The 24,559-nt window shown below is 32.1% G+C and carries 21 protein-coding genes and 1 riboswitch; of the genes, 4 read left to right on the top strand and 17 right to left on the bottom strand.

The features are described from left to right. Nucleotides 1-94: 94 nt before the first annotated feature. Nucleotides 95-2,491, bottom strand: coding sequence for a penicillin acylase family protein (locus COI44_RS07010; RefSeq protein WP_098427275.1), 2,397 nt, complete (start codon nt 2,489-2,491; stop codon nt 95-97). 128 nt (nt 2,492-2,619) lie between these two features. Between COI44_RS07010 and COI44_RS07005 the strand changes: the two genes are divergently transcribed. Beyond that, nucleotides 2,620-3,177: a thioredoxin family protein gene (locus tag COI44_RS07005; RefSeq protein WP_098427274.1), complete on the top strand. Its 558-nt coding sequence runs from the start codon at nt 2,620-2,622 to the stop codon at nt 3,175-3,177. Between the two features lie 58 nt (nt 3,178-3,235). On the opposite strand, the gene COI44_RS07000 is transcribed toward COI44_RS07005, so the two are convergent. The 6 genes from COI44_RS07000 to COI44_RS06975 all read right to left on the bottom strand — a co-directional run bounded on the left by COI44_RS07000 (nt 3,236) and on the right by COI44_RS06975 (nt 9,364). Further along, nucleotides 3,236-4,012 carry a prepilin peptidase gene (locus tag COI44_RS07000; protein ID WP_098427273.1) on the bottom strand — a complete coding sequence of 259 codons (777 nt, stop codon included), beginning with the start codon at nt 4,010-4,012 and terminating at the stop codon, nt 3,236-3,238. A gap of 252 nt (nt 4,013-4,264) precedes the next feature. Further along, nucleotides 4,265-4,723, bottom strand: a complete 459-nt coding sequence (locus COI44_RS06995) for a C40 family peptidase (protein WP_098427272.1) — start codon at nt 4,721-4,723, stop codon at nt 4,265-4,267. A gap of 606 nt (nt 4,724-5,329) precedes the next feature. Further along, entirely contained in the window at nt 5,330-7,006 is a 1,677-nt protein-coding gene (locus COI44_RS06990; RefSeq protein ID WP_098427271.1) for a glycoside hydrolase family 13 protein, read from the bottom strand. Between the two features lie 233 nt (nt 7,007-7,239). Then, the gene (locus COI44_RS06985) at nt 7,240-8,052 is read right to left on the bottom strand and encodes a polymer-forming cytoskeletal protein (RefSeq protein ID WP_179887036.1); all 813 of its coding nucleotides are present in this window, start codon (nt 8,050-8,052) and stop codon (nt 7,240-7,242) included. A gap of 20 nt (nt 8,053-8,072) precedes the next feature. Then, on the bottom strand, nt 8,073-8,690 hold the full coding sequence (locus COI44_RS06980) for a DUF4004 family protein (protein WP_098427269.1): 618 nt from the start codon (nt 8,688-8,690) through the stop codon (nt 8,073-8,075). A 338-nt stretch (nt 8,691-9,028) separates the two neighbouring features. Beyond that, nucleotides 9,029-9,364 carry an MGMT family protein gene (locus COI44_RS06975; RefSeq protein WP_098427268.1) on the bottom strand — a complete coding sequence of 112 codons (336 nt, stop codon included), beginning with the start codon at nt 9,362-9,364 and terminating at the stop codon, nt 9,029-9,031. 153 nt (nt 9,365-9,517) lie between these two features. On the opposite strand from COI44_RS06975, the gene COI44_RS06970 reads away from it, so the two are divergent. After that, on the top strand, nt 9,518-10,216 hold the full coding sequence (locus COI44_RS06970) for an FTR1 family protein (protein ID WP_098427267.1): 699 nt from the start codon (nt 9,518-9,520) through the stop codon (nt 10,214-10,216). A gap of 178 nt (nt 10,217-10,394) precedes the next feature. After that, nucleotides 10,395-10,685: a HesB/YadR/YfhF family protein gene (locus COI44_RS06965; protein ID WP_098427266.1), complete on the top strand. Its 291-nt coding sequence runs from the start codon at nt 10,395-10,397 to the stop codon at nt 10,683-10,685. A gap of 186 nt (nt 10,686-10,871) precedes the next feature. On the opposite strand, the gene COI44_RS06960 is transcribed toward COI44_RS06965, so the two are convergent. From COI44_RS06960 to COI44_RS06915, 10 genes are all read right to left on the bottom strand, one after another. Next, nucleotides 10,872-13,973 (bottom strand): efflux RND transporter permease subunit, encoded by a 3,102-nt coding sequence (locus tag COI44_RS06960; RefSeq protein WP_098427265.1) that lies wholly within the window; start codon nt 13,971-13,973, stop codon nt 10,872-10,874. A 111-nt stretch (nt 13,974-14,084) separates the two neighbouring features. Continuing rightward, nucleotides 14,085-15,410 (bottom strand): sensor histidine kinase, encoded by a 1,326-nt coding sequence (locus COI44_RS06955; protein WP_098427264.1) that lies wholly within the window; start codon nt 15,408-15,410, stop codon nt 14,085-14,087. After that, nucleotides 15,407-16,090, bottom strand: coding sequence for a response regulator transcription factor (locus tag COI44_RS06950; protein WP_098427263.1), 684 nt, complete (start codon nt 16,088-16,090; stop codon nt 15,407-15,409). Before COI44_RS06950 ends, COI44_RS06955 begins: the two co-directional genes overlap by 4 nt. Nucleotides 16,091-16,277: 187 nt before the next feature. Further along, nucleotides 16,278-16,457: a hypothetical protein gene (locus COI44_RS06945; protein WP_098427262.1), complete on the bottom strand. Its 180-nt coding sequence runs from the start codon at nt 16,455-16,457 to the stop codon at nt 16,278-16,280. A gap of 88 nt (nt 16,458-16,545) precedes the next feature. Then, nucleotides 16,546-16,685: riboswitch (cyclic di-AMP (ydaO/yuaA leader) on the bottom strand. A 276-nt stretch (nt 16,686-16,961) separates the two neighbouring features. Further along, the gene (locus COI44_RS06940; protein WP_098427261.1) at nt 16,962-17,144 is read right to left on the bottom strand and encodes a hypothetical protein; all 183 of its coding nucleotides are present in this window, start codon (nt 17,142-17,144) and stop codon (nt 16,962-16,964) included. Between the two features lie 148 nt (nt 17,145-17,292). After that, nucleotides 17,293-17,640 (bottom strand): VOC family protein, encoded by a 348-nt coding sequence (locus tag COI44_RS06935; RefSeq protein ID WP_098427260.1) that lies wholly within the window; start codon nt 17,638-17,640, stop codon nt 17,293-17,295. A gap of 48 nt (nt 17,641-17,688) precedes the next feature. Then, complete coding sequence (locus COI44_RS06930; protein ID WP_098427259.1) at nt 17,689-18,267, bottom strand: TMEM175 family protein; 579 nt, start codon at nt 18,265-18,267, stop codon at nt 17,689-17,691. A 137-nt stretch (nt 18,268-18,404) separates the two neighbouring features. Next, entirely contained in the window at nt 18,405-18,929 is a 525-nt protein-coding gene (locus tag COI44_RS06925; protein WP_286163799.1) for a DinB family protein, read from the bottom strand. Nucleotides 18,930-19,216: 287 nt separating this feature from the next. Then, nucleotides 19,217-19,486 (bottom strand): hypothetical protein, encoded by a 270-nt coding sequence (locus tag COI44_RS06920; RefSeq protein ID WP_098427258.1) that lies wholly within the window; start codon nt 19,484-19,486, stop codon nt 19,217-19,219. A 270-nt stretch (nt 19,487-19,756) separates the two neighbouring features. Continuing rightward, nucleotides 19,757-21,352 carry an FMN-binding glutamate synthase family protein gene (locus COI44_RS06915; protein WP_098427257.1) on the bottom strand — a complete coding sequence of 532 codons (1,596 nt, stop codon included), beginning with the start codon at nt 21,350-21,352 and terminating at the stop codon, nt 19,757-19,759. Between the two features lie 624 nt (nt 21,353-21,976). Between COI44_RS06915 and mprF the strand changes: the two genes are divergently transcribed. Continuing rightward, nucleotides 21,977-24,499, top strand: a complete 2,523-nt coding sequence (gene mprF, locus COI44_RS06910; protein WP_098427256.1) for a bifunctional lysylphosphatidylglycerol flippase/synthetase MprF — start codon at nt 21,977-21,979, stop codon at nt 24,497-24,499. The last annotated feature ends 60 nt before the right edge of the window (nt 24,500-24,559 follow it).

Genomic DNA, 24,559 nt, shown 5'->3' with positions numbered 1-24,559 from the left:
AATTAATAATCAGGTATCGCAATTAAATCACTACATTTTCACTTCTCAAACAAAGAAACAGACCTCTAAAAGGTCTGCCCTCTATACTGCCTTCCTACTTCTTCTTTGTTTTTCCCGGTTCGAACATTTCTTTAACACCTTTTACACTTTTCAAAGAAGTAGTATGATATGTTCCATTTGCCCAATCTTCCATTTGATCACTATACCATTTGCTTCCGAGGTTTCCGGATTGTCCTGGTCCAACTACGTTTACTGATTTACTTAAATCTGCAAAGTCAACAACAGTTCTCCATGATGCACCATGATCTACGATTCCTTGGTCATCATATCCCGCTGCTTTAACGGTAGTTGCGCTACCTCCTACTGGGATTGGATCTCTTGCATTAAAGAAATAGCTAAAGATTTTAATACTGGATAATGGGTGTTCGAAAGCAACTTTATGGTGATCACCCCAATCCCATTTAGCTGCATTTTCACCGTCAGTTTTGCTAATATTTTTAATTGTTGTTTTAAAGGTTTTTAATAAAAGTTTATCAATTCCACCTTGTTCATCAACCCAGATTACTTTTTTCCCATTTAAGCTGTCACGTAGCAATTGATCGACTACGACTTTGCGGTCGCCAAATAAATCCATCATATCGTTTGAGATTTGTTGATCGAACAATGCTTTATTTATTTCAGTCATCCACATTTGGAATATGAGAGGAGAAGCTTCATCTTTATCATCTATAAAATTCCATTTTTCAAGTTCCTTTAAAGCTGATTTTTCAACAGATGATAATTGATCTTTATTTTGTTTTATTGACTTAATAAACTTCGGTGCATGTTCTTTCGCCTGTAAGTTCATTTCGTCCATTTGTAGCTTTTGCATATCTTTAACAGTCAATTTGTCATTCTTTTTTAATACTTCCTGAATACGTAATTGACGGTAAGGCTGTGCCCATGAATTTGAAATATGGTATGGATATGAATCATAAACTACTTTATTATTTGCAGATGAAATAAATCCTTCCTTTGGGTTAATGATTGTTGGTAGTTCATCGTAAGGAATGTAACCTTTCCATCCGTAATCACTAGTCCAACCTGGAACTGGCATTAGTCCATCACCTTTTTTACGGATTGGAATTTTTCCATTTGCTCGGTAAGCAATTGTTCCGTCATCCGATGCAAATACAAAATTTTGGGCAGGAGCTTCAAATAAAGCCAAACCTTTTTTAAACGAATTCCAATCCTTTGCAACGTCAAACTTTAAAACAGCTTCTAGCTCCGTTGTTGGTTGTAGTGCTGTCCATTGTAAAGAGAAGACAGTATCTTTTCCAGCTTCGCTCGCAAATTCCGAAATCACTGGACCATGTCTCGTAATCATAACAGGTAAAACCTTATTCTTTTTACCTTTTATTTTGATCGTTTCATTTATAACCTGTGCCTTTTCCCATTGACCATCATATAAAAATTCGTCTGGCTTATTTAGATTTCGTTTTTCAATATATAAATCTTGTACATCTGGGCCTACGTTTGTAACTCCCCAGGCAATATGTTCATTATGACCAACGATGATTCCCGGAACCCCTGCAAAAATTACACCACTTACATTCATATCACCGGATTTTAATTGAGTTTCATACCAAATTGCCGGTGTCGCTAATCCTAAATGAGGATCATCCGCTAATAACGGTTTACCGGACTTAGTTTTAGATCCACTAACAACCCAATCATTACTTCCATTCCAAATAGGTGGAATAATTGCGCTTGCAAAGCTCTTTTCTACGTCTATTTTTGAAGTATTACTTGGAATAATATACGGATCTATATCATTATTAGCTGGGAATAGCTCCAAAGCCTTATCCTTTGGAAATTTATTCATAGCATAATAACGAAATGCTTGTTCATTCCAGTGTCCACCTAAATCAAATGCCATATATTTACCAATTACTAGTGAGTCAATTGCCGTCCATTTAGTTGGCTTATATTGTAAAATTTTAAATTCAACTGGTAGTTTATTTTCCTTTATTGCGTATTTTATGTACGCATTTACTCCTTCTGCATACCAATTTAAAACATTTTGTCCATTTTTATCGTATTTGCTGTAAGAAGCTTCAGCTGCTCTTCTTAAACCAAGCGTTCGAAAATATGAGTCACGCTCCACTGTAGCATCACCAATTATTTCACTTAATTGTCCGGAAGCTTGTCTTCTGCTTAAATCCATTTGAAATAATCGATCTTGTGCAGTTACAAACCCTTGCGCAACATACATGTCATGCAGACTCTTAGCACTAATATGAGGTACTCCTTTACCATCCCTAACTACTTCTACTTTATGGTTTAACGGACTAATCGTTAAATTTCCTTTAATGCTTGGTAATGATTTTTTGGTTAAGTACAGGCCGGTGCCCGCAACGATTAAGACGATAACGATTAAGATAGTTGATGTAACTTTAATCCACTTCGGAAAGCGCTTCCGATTTTTTGACATCTCAATAGGCGCACTCATTTTTCTCCCTCCTGCTAAAACTGTATTTAAAATACATACTGTATATTAATTCTGCAAGTCTTATTGCATTCCTTCTTATGACGAATAGGGTATAATACTATTTATTAACATTAAAGGAGTGTATGGAAATGTCATTAAATTCTTGGTTCGAAAAAGGCATGACTTTTCAAGAATATGTAGAAGCAATGAATGTGAATAAAGAAGAACTTCTAAAAATCTATAATGAAGTTACGATTCCTGAAAGTACACAAGCAAAACTTGAACAATTAAAGAATCGTCATTGGAAGGTTGTTACCTTAACTGCAGATTGGTGTGGAGATGCATTACTTAATGTACCAGTTATTCAGAAAATGATGGAAAAAGCAAATATAGATACTAGATTCCTAATTCGAGATGAAAACATAGAATTAATGGATCAATATTTAACCAATGGTAAATCTCGTTCTATTCCAATTTTTGTTTTTATGGATGAAAAAGGGAATGAAGTAAATGTATGGGGCCCACGTTCTGCGGAGATTGAAGAAATTGTAGTTGAAATGAAAAAAGAGCTTCCAGATAAAGATGATCCGAATTTCCAAGAAAAACAAACTGCTGTTTTTAAAGCGATTCGAACAAACTTCGTTGAAGACAAAAAATATTGGAATTCAGTTATTAATAGTGTAGAAGAGAAATTATTCTCAAAGTAAAAGTACGGGTTATTTAGTTGAAGAATTCTTCAATTAAATAGCCTTTTTATTTATCAGCTTAATAAAACATTATATAGTAAAATTCTAATAGATTTTCACAATAAAAATAACTAATTAATCCACCCATTGAGATGAATGGACCAAATGGAATCGGATTTCGTTGCTTTAATTTTCCGGACAATATTACAACTAACCCGTAAATACCGCCTGAAAAACATGCAAGCATAAATGCAATGAGTGTTAGTTTCCAACCTAAAATTATTCCTAGGACACTAAATAACTTTATGTCTCCCCCTCCCATACCACCTTTACTAATCAGATTAATTAGAAGCAAAACCAAGAATGCTCCTGAAGCTCCTACTATACTACTCCACCAAGGGTCCAAAGGAAATAAGGTTCGTTCAAAACTAAAAATAAATAAAAAGATTAGTAGAATCCGATTAGGAATAATCATATAGTTCACATCTGAAACAACAATAATGATTAATAAAGATATTATCGAAAGAGCGATCATTAACTCTTTATGAAAACCAGTTTCATAAATGGATAAAACGAATAACATACCTGTTAGAATTTCAATTAATAGATATAGTTTGGAAATTAGCATCCCGCAACTTCGACATTTCCCTCTTTGGAGTAAAAACGAAAATACCGGTATTAATTCTATGGAACTCAATTTATGTCCGCAATTTGAACATGAGGAACCCGGTGAAATAATCGATTTCCCGATTGGTACTCTTAACCCCACAACATTAAAAAAAGAACCAAATACTATGCCTAATAAAAAAAAAGTAAAATAGACTAATGCTATGATTATCAGCTCCTTTATAGTCATTCAACTAGTTTAGTTAAAGGTCATTATATCATTGGAACATAACCTACTTATTTATTAAAAAAGAAAACTTTATGAAAAGATAAAGGAAACTTGCCAATTGGCGGAGCCAGGGGCGTAGTTCCACTTTTACTTTATTCCTAAAATTGATAATGCGTAGAATACTCCTCCTCGCTGCCAATCTATACTTTCTTAAAGTACAAAAAAAAGCAATCTACCATTCTTAAAAAAAGTAAATTGCATTTATAATTATGTTTATTTAATTACACTACCTGAGCCAGCGAATTTCGGTTTCCAATATGAATTAGAAAGACTTACAACAGCTACTCCCTTACTTGAAGTCGCCGAAATAAAATTATTATTTCCCATGAAAATTCCTACATGGCTAATACCTTTTTTGTATGTATTTTTGAAAAAAACTAAATCTCCAGGAACAGGCTTTCTAACAATTGAGCTGACAGTATACATTGACGAAGCAGTTCGAGGTAATGTAGTACCTACTTTTTTGTATACATACCCTACGTAACCTGAACAGTCAAAACCTTTAGTACTTGTACCACCAAAACGATATGGCACGCCAGTATATTGTTTAGCGATTTTTGTTACCTGATTTTTCTTTGAGTATGGGTTATATGTAGATGCTGCTTGTGATTTAGTCGTAAAAAATACCATGCTCAGTAAGCATACGAAAGCTATAAGGATTTGCTTTTTCATCTCTTTCTCCCCCTTCATTGATAATGTAAGTCTAACAAAATACAATTTTGAAAGCCATTACAGGAGTGTTACAAATTGTCGAAGTGTTTGTAATACTATAAATCCTTGTAGTTTTTTGCCAAAAATATGCAGCAAAAAATGACGATCATTCGACAGCCATTTTTTAGGGTATTGAAAAATTTGAACATTAATTGCCCCTAATTCATCAAGTTGTGCACCCCGTTATGTAGGCGTGTTCTTACTTAATTTTACGGTGAAATCTAGTGTTAAAAAGTTCGGATCATTCTTTGACAATTATTGAGAAGATTTCATTTGTTTTACTGGATTATGTTTAGTTTTGGTTGGTTCAAAGTCTAATTTAATGTTATTTCTTCTATTTTTTTGATTATATTACTCTATTAGCTCTTGTTTCATAGCCCTATTTGCGGTTTTCAAAGTTTATATTGCAGGTTTGACTTTTTTATTTGAAGATTTGCCAAATTTAATTGAGTTTCAGCCTTTTTCTTTGCACCTCCACAGATTTGACCCATGGAAAGCAATCATCCTGTATAAAATGAAAACAGACTGTCATGTGACAGTCTGTTCAGTAAATACTATATAAAATAATTAAATTAAACGATAGACTCTAGCTTCAAAAGGTTTAAATTCCATGTTTTCAACTAATTGATGATCTGTTAATTCAATGTTCGTCAAACTTAATTGTGCATGCTTTTCCGTAAGTTCTTTCGGTAAAGTAAATTTTTGTTTCTCTGATGATAAATTAGTAATCACTAAGAATGTTTCTTTTTCACCATTTCGAGTGTATGCATAAACAGGTTCATTTTTAACGTCTAGATATTCATACGGTGCATAAACTAGTGCTTTATTTTCTTTACGTAATGTAATCATGTTTTTATAGAATGATAAAATAGAGTCTGCATCTATTTCTTGGATTTCAACATTTATTTCATTAAAGTTATCATTCGTTTTAAGCCAAGGTTTACCCGTTGTAAATCCAGCATTCTTTGTACTGTTCCATTGCATAGGTGTGCGAGAATTATCACGGCCTGTTTTCCATAAAATATCTAGAACATCTTGTTCAGTCGAACCATTTTCAATCATTGTATTATACATATTTTTTGCACTTACATCATTATAATCGTTGATTGATGTGTAGTGAACATTTGTCATTCCAATTTCTTGCCCTTGGTAAATGAATGGCGTTCCTTGCATAAAGAAATACATTACTCCAATAGCTTTTGCTGAAATTTCCCAAAATGCTTCATCATCATTTCCTAATGTACTGACTGCTCTAGGTATATCATGGTTCTCAATAAATAATGCATTCCATCCATATCCCTCTAATCCAGTTTGCCATTTAGTAAGTACTTCTTTTAAATCGGCGATCGAAGTTTCTGATTCATCGGTTTTCTTCCAAAGATCTAAACTTTCGAATTGGAAAATCATATTGAACTTACCTTGTTTTTCTCCAACCCACAGATGTGCATCTTTCGTTGTTACACCATTTGCTTCTCCAACTGTCATGATGTCATATTTATCAAATGTTTCACGTTTTAGCTCATCCAGATATTTGTGAATTCCCTCTTGATTCATGTGCATATCAAAGCTTGCCACATATTTCTCTTTCTTCGGATTTGGCATATCTGGAAAACCTGGTCGTTTTCTTATATGACTAATCGCGTCTACTCGGAAACCGTCGATTCCTTTATCTAACCACCAATTAATCATGTCATAGACTTTTTGTCTTACTTCTTTGTTCTCCCAATTTAAATCAGGCTGCTTTTTTGAGAATAAATGTAAGAAATATTCATCCGTTGCTTCATCATATTCCCAAGCAGATCCACCGAAAATACTTTCCCAGTTATTCGGCTCTTGGCCTGATTTTTTTCCTTCTCTCCAAATATAGTAGTCTCTATAAGGATTATCTTTTGATTTTTTAGATTCTAAAAACCAAGGATGCTCATCACTTGTATGATTGACTACTAAATCTAAAATTAACTTCATTCCTCTTTCGTGAACATTCTCTAATAACTCATCAAAATCAGCCATTGTGCCAAACTCATCCATAATGTCCTGATAGTCTGAGATATCGTAACCATTATCATCATTTGGTGATTTGTAAAATGGACAGATCCAAATTACATCAATACCAAGTTCTTTTAAATAATCTAATTTCGAAATTACACCTCTTAAATCACCAATTCCATCACCATTTGAATCCATAAAGCTACGTGGATAAATTTGGTAAGCAACCGCTTCCTTCCACCAACTTTGATTTGTCATAATCTCTCTCCTCCAAATGCATAAAAGCGTTTTCATTATCGATCATATTAGTAGTCTTCAATAAAAATTAAGTACAATTTTATTGCAACCGTTTGCACATTATTATCTTAACATTCAACTAACTATAGTTCAATAACCGAAATAGAGAGAACTTTCAATTCTAACTTCCTAGCTGCCTTATTTAAAAATCGTTTTCACAAAAAAAAAGCAACTTAGGATATCCCTTAAGCCACTTATATTTCTAATTTCTTTACATCCTTTACTTTTGCTGAAGGATGAATTTGAACATCTTCTGTATATTCTACAAGGTCGATTACACATTTTGGTCCAATTGTTACAGCATCACCTCTTACTACACTTGCTGTCGTGTAATCAATCTTTACAGCACTTCCCTCAATTACATCTGATTTGAAGTTCATTCGATTGTTAAAAAGTTTAGTAAAAACACGTGAAAATAGATTATTGTCATCAAATCGACTAATTTCAATTGTTTCTCCACCAATTTCAGGTATATAGCTAAATCCATTATGAGGTAAATAGCCAAATCCACCATGGGTAATTTTTACGTTTTCTGCATTTAATAAACCATTCATTGATAAGTGACCTTTAGCTGTAAATACTTCACATTCAGACCCTTTTTCTGTAGAAAGCGACCCTTTTACAGTAATTACTTCTGCTTTCACTATTCCCGTCGTTTTCATTGAACCTGAAACATTAATACTCTGAACATTTAAGTCGCCCTTTGTTTTAAAGCTACCGCTAACATTCACATCTCCACCAGAAACTTTTCCATCAATCGAAGCCGATCCACTGACACTCATTTTTTTTGCATCAACATCACCTAGACATTTAGCGCTCCCACTGCAGTTAAAATATTCAGTTTCGACTTTTCCATTGAATTTTGCTGAGCCACTTACTTTCACTTCATGACAAAAAATATCACCAAGTATGCGTCCGCTTCCACTAATTCTAACGTCATCATATTTGCCAGTACCAATTGTTCCTGAACCGTTAATAATTGCATTCTGCTTTGATTGCACGCTCACAATAATCTCTCCTCCATAATTTATTTAATCAATTTATTTAAATAGCTAGAGAGAGTAACATTGATTAAGATGGAATCCTTTTGATCAACAAACGTTTCATGTTGATTTCCAATAATCCATGTACCCATACCAAATTTTCGAATATAAATGACAGTCGCTTCATCCATGTTAATTTGGTTTTTATGCGTTTCAACCAAATTTAAAAATTGCGTTATTTCATCTATTGTTACACTTCCATTTGAAAGCCACTCGTTTACAAAAAGTAATGAACATAGTTGAACCGTACCTAAATGCTCTAATTTAGTATTTGGAAAAAGTGATTGATATATTTGTACGACTTGTTTAGGGATTTGCTCCAAAGATAAAGTAGCATTCCCACGATCAGAAACGATTTCTTCATTGATTGAAAACACTCTAGCAATATCATCTAATGATTGATCATCCTTCAACTCTTTTATTTTTTCAATCCGATCCAAAATTCTCTGTTTTGGAAAAAACGTTTCCTGTCCAGTAAAGCTTGATTTTTTCATAAACCACTCTTCAGGAATGATGTTTTTCCTTTTCCATCTATAAAGCTGTCCGTACGATATGCCTGTAAGTTGTAGTAAATCTTTTTTGGAAATTAATTCTTCACTCATATGACATTCCTCCTGACATGAGTATAACAAAACAATGTTTCGTTGTAAAGTATTCAAACGTAACACATTCGACAAAACACTTTTCCAATTTCACAACAATATTGTGCGTAACAATGTTTTAATTATTGGCATTTTCATATAAAGAAAACTCGTCGATTGACGAGCTTTTAGACAAAGACTTAGTTGCACTTATACTTTATTCATAGAATTGGTTACTACATTGAGCACTCACCATATTTCTTAAAGTGAAAAAAATACCCAAAATCCATTTATTAATGAATTTTGAGTAGCAATTTCATTCTAAATCTATTTAGTTAGAATGCACCTTTTCTTTCATCCTAAATTAAATCTACATCTTCTTTCTCAAGAACTACACTTACTTGATATTCCTTCAAGTTAATGTTTCTCTCGCTCGTAAATTTGACCCCTTCGTCTTGGAGCAAACGCTTTTGCTTTAAAAATCCTTCTTCATCTTGGATCCCTATTTCACCTTTAGCATTTATAACTCTATGCCATGGCAATTGGTATTTTTGGCCCATCGAGTGTAAGATTCTTACAACCTGTCTAGCTCCTTTTGGACTTCCCGCTAATTTTGCAACTTGTCCGTATGTCATTATTTTTCCTGGTGGTATATTTTTAATAATTTCAATCGCTCTACTTGTAAAAGATTCCATTTTTTCCCCTTCTAATTCACGTTTTGGGATTTTTTATATTAATTTTACCACATAACTTATTAAGCCTATTTATTAATAAAATAGTGTCCGTTTCTACTAGTAAAGAATAGTCTAGTTAGTAGATTTAAATATAATCGGGAGGATGATAGTGAATTGAATGCTAATTTTTTAATAGCTTTACGAGAAGGCCTTGAGGTTTCATTAGTAATCGGGTACTTACTCATTACTTTAATTCAGAGTAAAAAAGAGCATTTAATTAAATCAGTAGTATACGGAACAATACTTGGAGTAGTAGTTAGTATTTTTGCTGGCTTTTTCTTATTTTCAACATTCGGTGAACTAGATGGAAATGTTGAGCATACAATCGAAGGTGTAATCCAATTAATTGCAGCATTGCTAATCTTCTATTTCATTTACTGGTTAAGTAGTCAAAGTAGCATTAATATTTCAGATAAACTAAAATCAGAAGTTAAAATTATGGATAGTAGTATTTCATTATTTTTAATGGCAAGCGTATTTGTGATCCGCGAAGGCTTAGAGCTAGTTCTGTTTGTTTTATCAAATGCACATACAATCGCCCTTGTTGGTATGATTTCTATTTTACTAGGAATTATTGCATCTGTCTTAATCGCATATTTATTTATTAAAACTACACTTAATTTAAATATTAAAGTGATTTTTACATTGTTGGGTATTTTATTAATTTTCTTTGGAGGTAAAGTATTCACTGAAGGTCTTTTCTCTTTTATCGATGCTACCCCACTAGTTGAACAAATCGTCTATTATGGATTCGTCGTCATATCACTATTTATTTTATTTAAAAACAACATACTATCATTTTTCAAAAAATAGGATAGTTTTGTCTGATACGCCTGTCTTTAAATACTTCAATTATAGAAGAAAACCTGCAAGCTAATGTGGGTTTTCTTCTTTATTTTAGTTACACTTTTTGCACTTAACATCACTTTTCTGTATAGTTTTTCACATTCATACTATAATATTTTTATAAGATAAAGAAAGGTCGGTTACAATGAAAATTACAATTTCCGAAGATGCATTAAAATGGTTTCAAGATGAGATGAATGTAAAAGAAGGAGATACAATTCGTTTTTTCGCGCGATATGGTGGAAATAGTACAATACATAAAGGCTATTCATTAGGTGTTACTAAAGAACAACCAGTGGATATCGGAGAATCTATTTCAATTGATAACGTAGTCTATTTTATTAACGAAACAGATCTATGGTATTTTAAAGATTATAATTTAAATGTAATTGTAAATGAAAATAATGAATTACATTTTGATTATGAACCTAAATAATAAGAGGAGCTTAGGCAGAGTTTATGCCTAAGCTCTTTTTTGTTTTGGGTTCTGTAGAAGTAGATAGTAAGATATTGCCTAAAGGTTGTCTTATTAGACAGCCTCTTTTTTAGTTTTTCATTTAACAGAGTTTTATTTTAAATACAAAAAAGTGCCCCACTATTTATGTGAGGCACTCTTCATCATTTATTCTTCAATCTTTTTCTTTTTGCTTACTAACTTATAAATAACTGGAATGATGATTAGTGTTAAGAATGTAGAAGTTGTTAAACCACCAATTACAGTTACTGCTAATCCTTTCGAAATTAAGCCAGAAGTTGAATTTGAAAGGGCCATTGGTACTAATGCAAGGATTGTCGCTAATGCTGTCATTAAGATTGGACGTAATCTTGTCTTTGAAGCTTCAATTAATGCGTCAGTTACATCTAATCCATTTTTACGGTTATGTTCAACTCGGTCTAATAATACAACCGCATTCGTTACAACAATACCGATCAACATTAATAGTCCGATCATTGCACTCATTGATAGTGTTTGTTTGCCAATAAATAACGCTAAGAAAGCTCCGATTGGTACAAAGATTAATGATGTTAAAATAACAAACGGTGTTCTTAAGCCACCAAATGTCATACTCATGATTAAGAATACTAATCCAACAGCAACTACCATTGCTATTCCTAAACTGCTGAATCCATCTGTAATCATATCTAAACCGCCGCCAATTTTCATATCGACGCTTTTTGGTAAATCAATTTTATTTAAGTGACTTGTTACATCTTTTGTAATTGCTGCAGTGTCTTTACCTTTTACTTCTGCACTTACTGATGCAAACATTTTTCCATCATCATGGTTGATAGAAACTGGTGCATCCTTTTGAGAAATTGTTACATAGTCTTTAATTTCTTTTGGACCTGTTGCAGTCATAAATTTAATTTTTTCAATATCTTCTTTTGAAGTTGCTTTATTTTTATAACCTACAGTAAGCTTATTTGTTTCTCCGTTTAAATCGTAATCACCGATTTCAACGTCGTTAATTTTTTCATTAATAGCTCCCATAACTTGGAACATTGAAATATTTTCATCGTGTGCTTTATCGTTTAATGTAATTTCTAATTTAGGTTGTACATCTTTTAAATTATTAGAAACATTTTTTAGACGATCATCACTATTTAATTCTTTTTCAATTTTTGATGCTGCTTCTTTTAAATCATTAAAGTTAGCAGAATATAAATTTACTTCAATATTGTTCCCTGTTGGAGGACCATTTTGAGAAAGTTCTTTTGCTGTGATTGTTGTACCTTTTACTTTCGCATCAACAATTGAAGGAACTTCTTTGTTGATTTTTGAAAGTTCTTTATCCATGTTCTTTCCATCTTTTAGATTGATTTGGAAGATCGCTTTATTTTTGCCACCATCCATATTCATCATAAAATCACGTTTACCACCAACAGTAGCTTGTACACTGTCAATTAGGTCTGAATCTGCAAAGTATTTTTCTAATTCTTTTGCAACTACATTTGATTGGTCCACAGTACTATTTGATGGAAGAGTTGCTGTCACTTGAAGTGTTTTATTTACACTACCTGGTAAGAATGAGAATCCTAATAAAGGAATCATCGATAATGAACCAGCTAATAAAACGATTGATAATAAGATAACAATCCATTTACGTTTTAGTGCTGAACGAAGTAACTTTTCGTAACCTCTCATAAAACGCGTATCATTACTATGCTCTTTTAATGGTTTTGATAAGAATTTTGCTCCTAATGTTGGAATTAAAATGATCGCAACAATTAGTGAAGTTAAAATAGAAACTACTACTGAAATAGCAAATGGTCTAAAGAATTCTCCAATAATACCACTTACAAATGCTAAAGGTAAAAATACTACTACAGTCGCAAATGTAGATGATGCAATGGCACCAATTACTTCCTTAGTTGCATATAATGCCATTTCTTTTCTCTTATATTGATTATTTTTTTGTTGTTTCCATCTGTATATATTTTCAATTACAACGATACTATCATCAACAATACGTCCAATTGCAACAACTAGACCACCTAGAGTCATAATGTTCAATGTATAACCTAATGAATTTAATACTGATATTGTTGCAAAGATTGAAATTGGTAAAGATAAAATTGAAATTAATGTCGCTCTAATATTTCTTAAGAATAACAGAATAACGACTACTGTAAATAACGCACCTAGTAGACCTTCTTTAATTAAAGAACTAACGGATTTCTCGATTTCTTTACCGTTATCCATAATGACATGCGTTTCTACATTATTGTCTTTCTTAAATGATTTAATTTCTTTTTTAACAGCTGTTGCTACATCCGCTGTATTTGAATCTTGTGTTTGAGAAACAGATAAAATATAACTTTCTTTTCCGTTATATCTAGAAATTTGATCTTGAACTGATACTACTTTTACATCTGCAATGTCAGCAACCGTAACATTTTTTGGCGTAACTGTTTGTGCTTGTCCTGCACCTCTACCTAGTTGTGCTCCTTGAGTCATCGTACCCATTTGTGTACCCTGTGCAGCCGCACTAGATAAAACTGTATTTTTGATTTGATCGACTGAGTTTAACGTACCTTTCATGCGAACAGAAACTGTTTTTCCATTATTCTCAACAGATCCTAATGGCACTGCATAATCTAGACCTTGAATTGCCGTTTTAATAGTGTCTAAAGAAATCCCTTTTTCTTCAGCCTTTGTATTATCTACAACGATTTGTATTTCTTCATCTTTTGTTCCTTGAAGACTTACATCACTAACACCAGTGATTTTTTTAATTTGAGGAAGTAAATCTTTTTCAATTGATTGTTGTAAATCTTTTACTTGTCCGTTATTTGCAATCGCAACTTGATAAATAGGAGCAGAATCCATCGCAATACGTTGAACAGTCGCTTCTGCTTTATCAGGTAACTTTGTTTTATTGATTACATTATCAACGTCTTTTTCAATTTTATCCATATCCGATCCAAAAGGATAAATCAAAAAGATTGAAGCCATATTTTCACTTGAAGTACTTGTTAACTGATCATAGTTTTCAAGCTTCATTAAACCTGATTCGATTGGTTTAGTGACCTCAGTTTCTATATCCTCAGATGATGCACCAGGGTATACTACCTGTACTGCAACAGCTGGAAATGAAACATCAGGAAATGTTTCAATTTGAATTTTTTGGGCAGAATAAATTCCCCCTATTAAAACAAGAACACTTAAAATAATAACTGATATTGTGTTCTTCAAACTTAATTTCGTTAAGCCTGCAAACATAATGTATCTATTTCCCCTTTCGATTCGTTACAATTCTAATACGTGATTAGTTTATCAAATCAATATGAACAGAATATGAACAATTAAGAACATAATTTTAACTTTTTATTTTTACAAGTTTCTCGGAAGGATAATCGTAAAGCTACTTCCCTTTCCAACCACACTTTCAACCTCTATTTTCCCATGATGTATTTCGATAATTTTTTGTACAATCGAAAGACCAAGCCCGGTTCCTTTTTTATTTCTTGAACGGTCTGCTTGATAAAAGCGTTCAAATATCCGCTCAATATCTTCCTTACTTATTCCTAGCCCATTATCGCTAATGATGACGTGTATATTATGATCCAATTCCAAAATATCTACTTTAATGTACCCAGCTATATTTGAGAACTTAATCGCATTTTGAAGTAAATTAATCCAAACTTGTTCAAGTAGTAAACGATCCGCAACTATTTCTGTTTGTGGCAAATTTAAAACTAATTGAAGCTTTTTACCTTCCCAATGTGGCTCTAATGCCAAAATAATTTTTCGAATTTGTTCATCTAATTTGTAGGTCGTAGGCTGGAATGGATGTTGCTCAGAGTCTAATGAAGCTAACTTTAATAATCTTTCACTCATCATAGAAAGACGTTCACTCTCTGCCTCAATAATGGATAAATAATGTTCCTTTTTCTCTTCAGTTATTTGCTTTTTTCTTAAAACCTTTGCAAATCCCTTAATAGATGTTAACGGTGATTGAATTTCATGCGAAACATTTGAAACAAATTCACTTCTCATCTCTTCTAACTTGTTTAATTTATTCGTCATCAAATTAAAGTTTGAAGCAAGTAATCCAATTTCATCCTTACGTTTAATCGTTACTTGAACGTCATAATTACCTTTAGCCAGTTCTTTTGTAGCACGAATTAGCTCTTTTACTGGCTTTACTAATAACTTAGCAACAAATAAAAACGTTACTGATCCAATGATTAATGTTGTCAGTAAACTAAAAAATAAAACTCTCCGCATTTTAAAGAACCCACGATCAATATTAGGCTGAATAAATAAAGCATATTGATGCCCATCTTTTTCAAAAGGTAGACCGATGAGATATCCTTTTGTTTGAACATCACTTTTGTTTAGTACATTTAATACTTGTTCTTTTTTTATATTCTTCTTTTTTAGTGCTGTATTTTTCAAAACGATTTTACCCGACTCATCATACAGTGATAGATAAAAATTTTTACTAAGAATTTTTAAGGTCGCATCTACTCCATTTTGATTATCTTGTTTAGAATATATGGAAATAAAATTTTCTCCAACATCAATTAAATCACTTTGTACTTCTGTTTCAACATGTTTTATAAAGTATTTTGAAGCGATAAAAAAAGTAATGACTAAACTCAATAAAATAACTGAAATAAAGATTAAAACCAATCTCGAATACATGCTTTTCATGCGTGATTTTCCTCTAATTTATAACCTAAACCTCTTATTGTAACGATTTCGACTGTAGCCTTTAACTCTCTTAGACGCTCTCGTATTCTCTTTATATGCACATCAACTGTGCGTTCATCTCCTTCATAATCAAGTCCCCATATTTGCTCAATCAAATCATTTCTCGTAAAAATTCTTCCAGCTTGACTTGCAAGCTTCAACAATAATTCGAATTCCTTTAATGGTAATGTAATCGATTGATCATTCGCCGTAATTTCATATTTAACTTGATTAATCGTTAAATTACCTACAAAGATATTTTTATCAGATAGTAATTGAAATCTTCTTAATAGGGCTTTTACGCGGGCTACAATTTCCAAAGGATCAAACGGCTTAACAACATAATCATCTACCCCAAGATCAAAGCCTTTTAATTTATCTTGAGATTCACCTTTTGCTGTAACCATTAAAATCGGAATATCATAATACTTTTTAACCTCTTTTGTCAGCTCATATCCATCTACTTCAGGCATCATCACATCAACTACCACTATTTGAATATTATTTTCTTCCAGCAACGTTAATGCTTCTTGACCATTTTCAGCCTCAATAACTGTATAGCCTTCACCACTTAAAAAAATAGAGATTAACTCCCGAATATTTGCATCATCATCGACAACTAATACTTTTACATGATTCAATAAATTCACCTACTTACATTTACAAATAATTATGTACTTATTATATAAACTCATTATGAACTAAATATGAATTATGAAACCAAAACTAACTATATAAAAAAGAGAATGGCTTAATTGACCACTCTCTTAAGGAAATTTTAACTATTTTATCGACCTATTTTAAATTCTTGATCTTCTATAATACTAATCAATCTATTCTCACGACTTTACCTGATTTTCTCTCTCTAACGATTCTTTTTCTATTCCCAGACTTTCTACATTTATATTTTCCATTTTCATCATCTACTACAGAATCCTTACGAGTCATAAATACTGCTATTAACATAGTTAAAATAAGAATCCCGCCAAATATATACATTTCTAGCACTACATAACCCCCACTTACTTTATCAAAATTGAATGCAAAAAAGACACTAGGAAAATCTCCAGTGCCTTAAAAAGACATCATTTTGGAAACCTTCTCCCTACACGCCTACGAGGTTAGCTGTCGGATTCGGACCTAAAAAGTAGCCCTACCTAAAAAGGATTCACCCCCAAGTACAATTGTACAAAAATTGGTTCCCCCGCTTCTAAATTGAAATGTCTCTAATAAATAGGAGAAACACTCAACTAAAACTCAGCGATCTATGGTCATTTAATTTTATGTATATTACTTAAATTACAATTCAACTACTAAATTGTAAACTATTTTACTACTTAAAGAAACTAATATGTCTTTTGATTAAAAATGCTGGGCCAATAAATGACCATTATAATAATCTTTTCCTAGTTGATTTTTAGAAAGAAAGTTGTTCAATATCACTTACTCAAAAAGAGGGCATGAGTCCATCTCTTTAATAAAACCCTAATTCACAGTTTACATATGTAATCGTTAACTAAAATAAGTAATTGCCCCCACTATTAAATTAAAGGTGACATATATAAATAAGATGGTTCCAACAATTCTTCCTGTGCTTTTATTCTTTTTCTTTGCAAATTTGTTAATTAAGAAGACAATAATAGCTATTATTAAAATTAGAATTAATAGTGGCAAAAAAATAAATAAGTCTGACATAGTTTATTCTCCTTTGAGTAATCTCTAAACTCGAAGTTACTAAATAAACTAATATTCTATAGAGATTCTTTTTATTCCTTGTTAAACTAAAATACCACTAGTACAAATAAAAAAAAGGATTGCCGCAGCAACCCTTTCTTAGCGCAGGTTATTTCTCCCAAAGTTCAACCAATCTACCTTCAGGATCTTTAATCCATGCAAACTTACCATAATCACTAATCTCTTTTTCCTTTGCAAGAGGTACACCAACTTGCTCAAGATGCTTTATCGTCTCGTCTAGATTATAAACTTGAAAATTTAACATCACTTGCTGTTCTATTGGGAAATAATTGTCTTCTTCCGTAAAGAAAGAAAAGATCGTTTCATTTTCAGAATCGGGTTTAATAATAGTCCCATTCCAATTTTCTATTTCAACATTCAGCACTTTACTGTACCATTTTTTTAAAGCATCCAGATTTTTAGTCCTCCAAAATATTCCCCCGAAACCTTTTATCATCATAATCTACTCCCTCACTTTTTTATAAATTTATAAAAAACTTTTTGTTTACTTACTTTGCATAACCTTCTCTATTCGTCGATCCGGTAATAACCACATAATTGCAACGATTACATAAATTATTTGAGCGAACCAAGGCCAGATCAAAGACGTGCAAACTGCAGATAAGTAACAAACCACTGAAACTTTTCCTTTCCAATCATTACCTACTGCTTGTTTTAACTTTGAATTCTTTCCCTCTTTTTGGATAATTATACCTTGTAATATGAAGTAAGCTATTGCTGCCATTAAGAGTATTACACCATAAAGCATTGTCGGATAAGGTTTATAATGGTTTTCTCCCATCCAACCAGATGCAAAAGGAATTAAGGATAACCAGAAAAGCAAATGTAGATTTGCCCACATTATCGATCCTGTTACCTTTTGTAAAGTGTGTATCATATGATGATGGTTGTTCCAGTAAATCCCTACATAAATGAAACTAAGTAAATAACTAAGAAAGGTTGGGAAAAGTTGTAATAAGTCTTGTATATTTGGACTGTGAGGAATCCTAATTTCTAGGACCATAATTGTAATAATAATAGCAAGTACACCGTCACTAAAAGCTTCCAACCGATTTTTATTCATTGTTTACTCCCTATAATTAATTGTCTCTTTGTTTAATTTATATTTCTATCTATTTAGATTCCTTATTTCCTCGTAAAATTAAAAATATCATATCGGTTAGTTTAAAGAATGCATTTTAAAGTCACATCTAATGCCCGTCACTTAACAAGCCTATGTTCTAGCTCACTTTTTTGGCGCAAGTGATGACGAAAATGCATATAAACCAAATCATACCATTCCCTTGCATTTAGCCATCCGAACCCTCCATGCTGGACTTTATAATTTGGGTTGATAAGGTCCACTTTCGATTCCCATTGGCTCAACCTTAGAATTACTTGATTAATTCTGCTGATAAGCTCGTCCTTGCTATCTGAATTATTAGGTGGGTCATTTAGTTCATCTGGCAATCTAATTTTAATTGGTGGAAATCCCCCAATTTTATATAACTGCTCACCAAATTCCGTTTTTCCAAGGGGTTGTTCATCATTTACGTTGGCACAAGTTTCCATGCAATCTAGATATTCATGGGCACAAATGATTAAATGGTCATACATTTGACCAATAGACCAAACCTCCTCTTCAGATTTATACCTTAACTGTTCCAATGAGTAATTTTGAAGCTCGTTTTTGTATGTATTAATCAGTTCAATTTCGCTCAGGGGTAATTCCTCCTTTGTATTCACTTAAATCTAAAATTTTACATTTTTTGCATATGTAACTAATCATTCAATATTCGTTAACAAATACCTTCTTCAAAATACCTACCATTTTCTCAATTAAAAAATCGACTTTGCAGTCGATTTTTTTTGTCCATCTAAATTATACTTTACATATGAACGATAATAGAGTCCTAATTACTAAATGAAGTATTATTTATATAGATTCACAAACACAAAAAAGGAATCTCCTAAATTAATCTTCCTCAAAAATTCTCTTTAACTATGATACTATTCAAATAACTTTTTAACTTTTAATATGGAGTAGGTATAGGTGTTCCTGGTGGTCTCCACCAAGATTCAACAGTTTTCCAAGCAGTATTATAGTCGTAACCTTTTCCCATCAAGTAACCTATAGCAACTGCTTCTGTTAATGCATGTTGATAGCCAAGGTGTTGTGCTTCTTTTAATCCATGGCTAACAGCTGGGTTTATTACTGTTAGAATTTGTTGTGGATTTACAGCTTGCTGTGGATTTCTATAATAATCATTGTGATTATAAGGTACATAGTTGTAGAAATTCATATTAACTTTCCTCCCTTTTGAATAACGTATTATGCAATCTTGGGCTTTCAAATCTTTATAATATATGTAGATTAGGGAGTTTGCGGAATAGGCTATAAGCACGGCTTAAAAATTTTTAGGTGAACATCACAGTCATAACAATTGCTAATATACTTTTATATCGTGACTCCTTACCCTATGCGACTATCCATCACACAAAAAGACTACCTAAGTAGTCTCTCTTTAAAGTCCGGTCTAGTGGCAAAAAAACGTAAAGTAAAGGTACTATTTTTAATCTACTTTTTCTACAAGTGATTGATAAATTTCCTTCAGTGACCACACTTTCCCTTTTTCATCTTTATAAATGACATGTTCACTTTGAAAGTGGGCAGGAGAATCCAAACCTGCAGCTGCAGCTAACCGAAATAAACCTTCACGCATTGAAATTAGATAATTTGCTGTTCGATATTTTTTTTCATCAATGACAAGGGCTTTTTGTAAATCAGGATCTGTTGTGGCCACACCGACTGGACATGCATTGGAGTGGCATTTTAATGCTTGAATACAACCAATTGTAATCATAAATCCTCTTGCGATATTAACAAGGTCAGCCCCCATTGCCAGTGCAATTGCTACTCGATCTGGCGAAAATAATTTTCCTGAAGCTATTATTTTAACTTGATCACGTACGCCATATTTTCTTAAAGCATGATCCATTAAAGGTAGTGCAGATTTAATTGGCAACCCTACACTATCCGCCAGTTCCTGGTAAGTGGCACCAGTTCCCCCTTCACCACCGTCTACAGTAATAAAGTCAGGGCCCTTCCCAGTACTTTTTATATGTTTTGCTAATTCATCAGCTTCGTGACCACTTCCAATAACCACTTTCATTCCTACTGGTTTTCCAGTTTGTTCTCGAATTTGTTCCATAAAGTCAAACAACGAAGGAAAGTCCTGAAACTCTCGAAAACGATTAGGACTATCAATTGATTTAAACGGTTCTACCATTCTTATTCTTGCAATTTCCTCTGTTACCTTTTCCCCATCAATATGCCCACCGCGTGTTTTGGCACCTTGAGCTAATTTAAGTTCAAAAGCTTTCACTTCGGGAATTTTACTTTTTTCTATCAAGGCATCCCAATTAAAATTCCCCTCTTTATCTCTAACCCCGAATAACCCTGGGCCGATTTGCATGATAATATCAACGCCACCCTTTAGATGGTATTCAGACAGACCACCCTCACCTGTATTCATCCATGTCCCTTTCGCAATTGCTAATCCCTCTGAAAGTGCAGTAATAGCCTTTTCACCTAAGGATCCATAGCTCATAGCAGACATACCAATCTGGCCTTTTACAATAAAAGGATACTTCGTGTTTTTACCGATCACAATTGCATCACTATCATCCAATAAAAATGCAAGTGAATCATTCTTCTCTAATCTTTCTTCCTTCTGTGTAAATAAAGGCTCTTTAATCAATAAATATCGATTTGTTGTTACGTTTATTTGCTGGTCCATTTTTAATTCTTCTGACAGTTTTGGAAACATCGAATTTCTAATATAATATCCTTTTTCTTCAAAGTCTCTTTTAGACCCAAACCCAAGGACATCTCGTTTATATTTTGCTTTTTTGACTATGTGCTCATATTCTTCTCTAGAAAAAGGTTTACCTTCTAAGTCATTGTTAAATAAATACTGACGTAACTCAGGTCCAATCGTTTCTAAGAAGTACCTAACTCGTCCTATTACTGGGTAATTTCGGAGTATTGGATGCTGCTTTTGTCTTCGATCTATAAAAAACAAATATAGTATACCTACTATTAATACTAAAAGTATTAAGGCAAAAAAAATGAATCCAAGGATAATTAAAACATTTGTTATATTCAATTATAATTCCCCCTTGAAAAAGTTCCGTAATATTACTATCAAATTTATTTTAAATATTCTTACTCTCTTTAATCGAGTTTACATTTTATTCTTTACATATTTCCTTCAAATTTATACAATGCAAGCATCATCGAATACACTCTTATTCAGCTATAAAGCCATCTAGAAAAAAATTAGTGTTGGATGGCTCCAATCATTATTTAACATTTTCTTTTGATCATTTAAATATTCTTCAAGAGAGGTTAGTATTTTCTTCTCTTTCAAATAAGAGGTCTTCCTTTTTTTATTGAACCCATTTAATATTTTCATTTATAGATATTCAATAAATCATAAAATAGTCCTCTCATAATTGAACTTTAATACCCCGACTCCAATGGAAAATGGAAGTGTCTTAGGCCTCGCTCCATAGAAAACGAGTGGAAACCTAAGTCTTTTTTTCATTAATACTAATCACAAAATAGTCTTGAAAATTAAAATCTAATTAACTTTTCATCTCCAAAATAATAAGTTATTAAATTTTCTAGGACGTGTTAATATTCTTCTTGTTAAATAGTGGAATAATATGGAATACTAAAGCTAATAACTATTATTTTAATTGTTGAATAATAACTTCAGGAGTGTCTTATGAATAAGATTCGGATTAGTAAAGTAGGTTTATTTAAACTATTTTTCATTTCAATATTACTAGTTACATTTATATTTGTTGGAAAAAACGTGCTTTTAAACTTCGACTTTAAAATGTTCTTTAACTATATGGAGTCCCTTACATTAATACAGTACTTTTTGATTTTTGCATTAGGAATTTTAGCAGTATCTCCAATGTTTTTATATGACTTCGTACTTGTAAGACTATTAAAATTAGATTTCAGTTTTCGAAAAATATTAATGGTAGCATGGCTTGCGAATACTTCCTCAAACCTAATTGGTCTTGGTGGGGTTGCAGGTACTACCATTCGAACTCTATTTTATCGAAAAGATCGCACCGGACCCGAAATTGTTAAAGCAGTGAGTAGTGTAACGATATTCTTACTTTCTGGATTATCGATATTGAGCTTAGTTTTATTTACTGGAATTTTCGATTTATCATTTTTAAATGAATATAAGTATTTATATATCGCTATCATCATTGCAATTTGTTATTTCCCGGTAATGTTTTTAGTCGTTTATTTAAAACGTAATTTTTTCTCGGAGAATTTTTCCGCAAAATATATGCTTTCATTGGTTGTCATTTCCTTATGTGAATGGTCTTTTATTTTATTATTCATTTACTTCATTTGTTTATTTTTACATATCGACATTTCAATCATAGAAGTATTACCTGTTTTTTTAGTCGCGTCTGTTGCAGCACTTTTAAGTATGATTCCAGGCGGTCTTGGATCTTTTGATTTTATATTCCTATTAGGTTTTACATACTTTGGAATCGATAAGGAAACGACACTTCTTGTTTTATTGATTTATCGTTTCAGTTATTTCTTTTTCCCGTTTGCTTGCGGTATTATTTTAGCTCTTAAATTATTATGGAATAAAATAAATCAATCATTTAATAATATTCCAAATCAAATTTCAACTTATTTGGGGCATAAACTTTTAACGATTTTAATATTTTTATCTGGCGTTATTCTATTAGTTTCTGCTGCTGTACCAAGCGTGCTTTTGAGAATTAGTCTTTTAAATTTAATTTTACCTTGGACAATTATTAATATTTCACATTTAATTTCGGTTACAGCAGGCTTTACATTGCTAGGACTCTCTCGGGGAATCGATTATAAAGATAAAAGAGCATGGTATATTACACTTTTCATGCTAATTGTTGGGGCAGTTACAACGTATTCAAAAGGATTAGATTATGAAGAAGCTCTTTTTGTATTAGCAGTTGCTTTTATATTATTTATTTCAAAGAAACAATTTTATAGAGAAAGCTTCGTTTTAACTTGGGGTAAGCTTATTGTCGATAATTTTATTTTATTCTTCTTTTTAGGTAGTTATTTACTTATTGCTTATATCAATCTACCTCAAACAAATGTCAAAATACCTGCTAAATTTTTACCTTATATACTTGTTAATTCAAGAGATATCGTGATTAGTGCAGTTCTTGGTTTTGCAGCTGCTTTACTATTTTTTTATATCGCATTTTTTAAAGTTAAAAGAAAACAATTTGAATTTATAAATACAAAAGCTGAAGAAGAAAAAATAAAAGAACATTTTAATAAGTATGGTGGTACAGAACTTTCACATTTGGTTTTTTTACATGATAAATACTTATTCTGGGCTCAAGATGAGACAGTATTATTTATTTTTCAGCCATATGCAGACAAATTAGTTATTTTAGGTGACCCGGTTGGTGAAAAATCTCGTTTATATCCTGCTATTGAAGAATTATTAAACTATGCCGATCAATTTGGATATACACTCGTCTTCTACCAAGTAAACTCAAATTCACTTTCCTATTTACATGAAAACGGATTTGATTTCTTTAAACTTGGTGAAGAAGGATTTACTGATATATCAACTTTCACTTTATCTGGAAAACGTAATAAAGGAATTCGTGCACTTTACAATAAATTTGAACGCGAAGAATATAGTTTTGAAATGATAGAACCACCTTATTCAAATGAATTCTTTACGGAATTAAAGGAATTATCACAAGAGTGGTTGAAAGGGCGAAAAGAAAAAGGGTTTTCACTTGGCTATTTTGATGAGGATTACATCAAACTTGCGCCAGTAGCTATTATTAAAAACAATGAAAATAAAATGATTGCTTTTGCATCCATTATGCCAAACTATAATGAGCATACGATTTCAATTGATTTAATGCGTCATAGAGTTGACGCTCCAAAAGGAATTATGGACTTTATGTTTGTTAACTTAATTGAATGGTTTAGGTTCAGAAATTTTCATTATTTTAATGTCGGTATGACACCTTTAGCAAACGTGGGGCTATCTAAGTATTCATTTACAAGTGAAAAAATTGCAGCGCAAATTTATCAATATGGACAATTTTTATATCACTTTCAAGGTTTAAGAAGTTTCAAAGAGAAATATGTTAATTCATGGACGCCTAAGTTTTTGGCGTATCATAAAAAAACATCTTTACCAATTACAATGCTACAAATAACTTCATTAATTTCTAGGTCTAGAAAAAATTAAATTTATAGCCAGTTAATGTATTGAACATTGACTGGCTTTTTTATTGTGAATAGGCTATTT

The organism is Bacillus sp. AFS088145 (genome assembly GCF_002564465.1).
GTDB lineage: Bacteria > Bacillota > Bacilli > Bacillales > Bacillaceae_G > Gottfriedia.
Note: the sequence above shows the minus strand (reverse complement) of the source record. Positions and strands in the feature narration are given on the sequence as shown.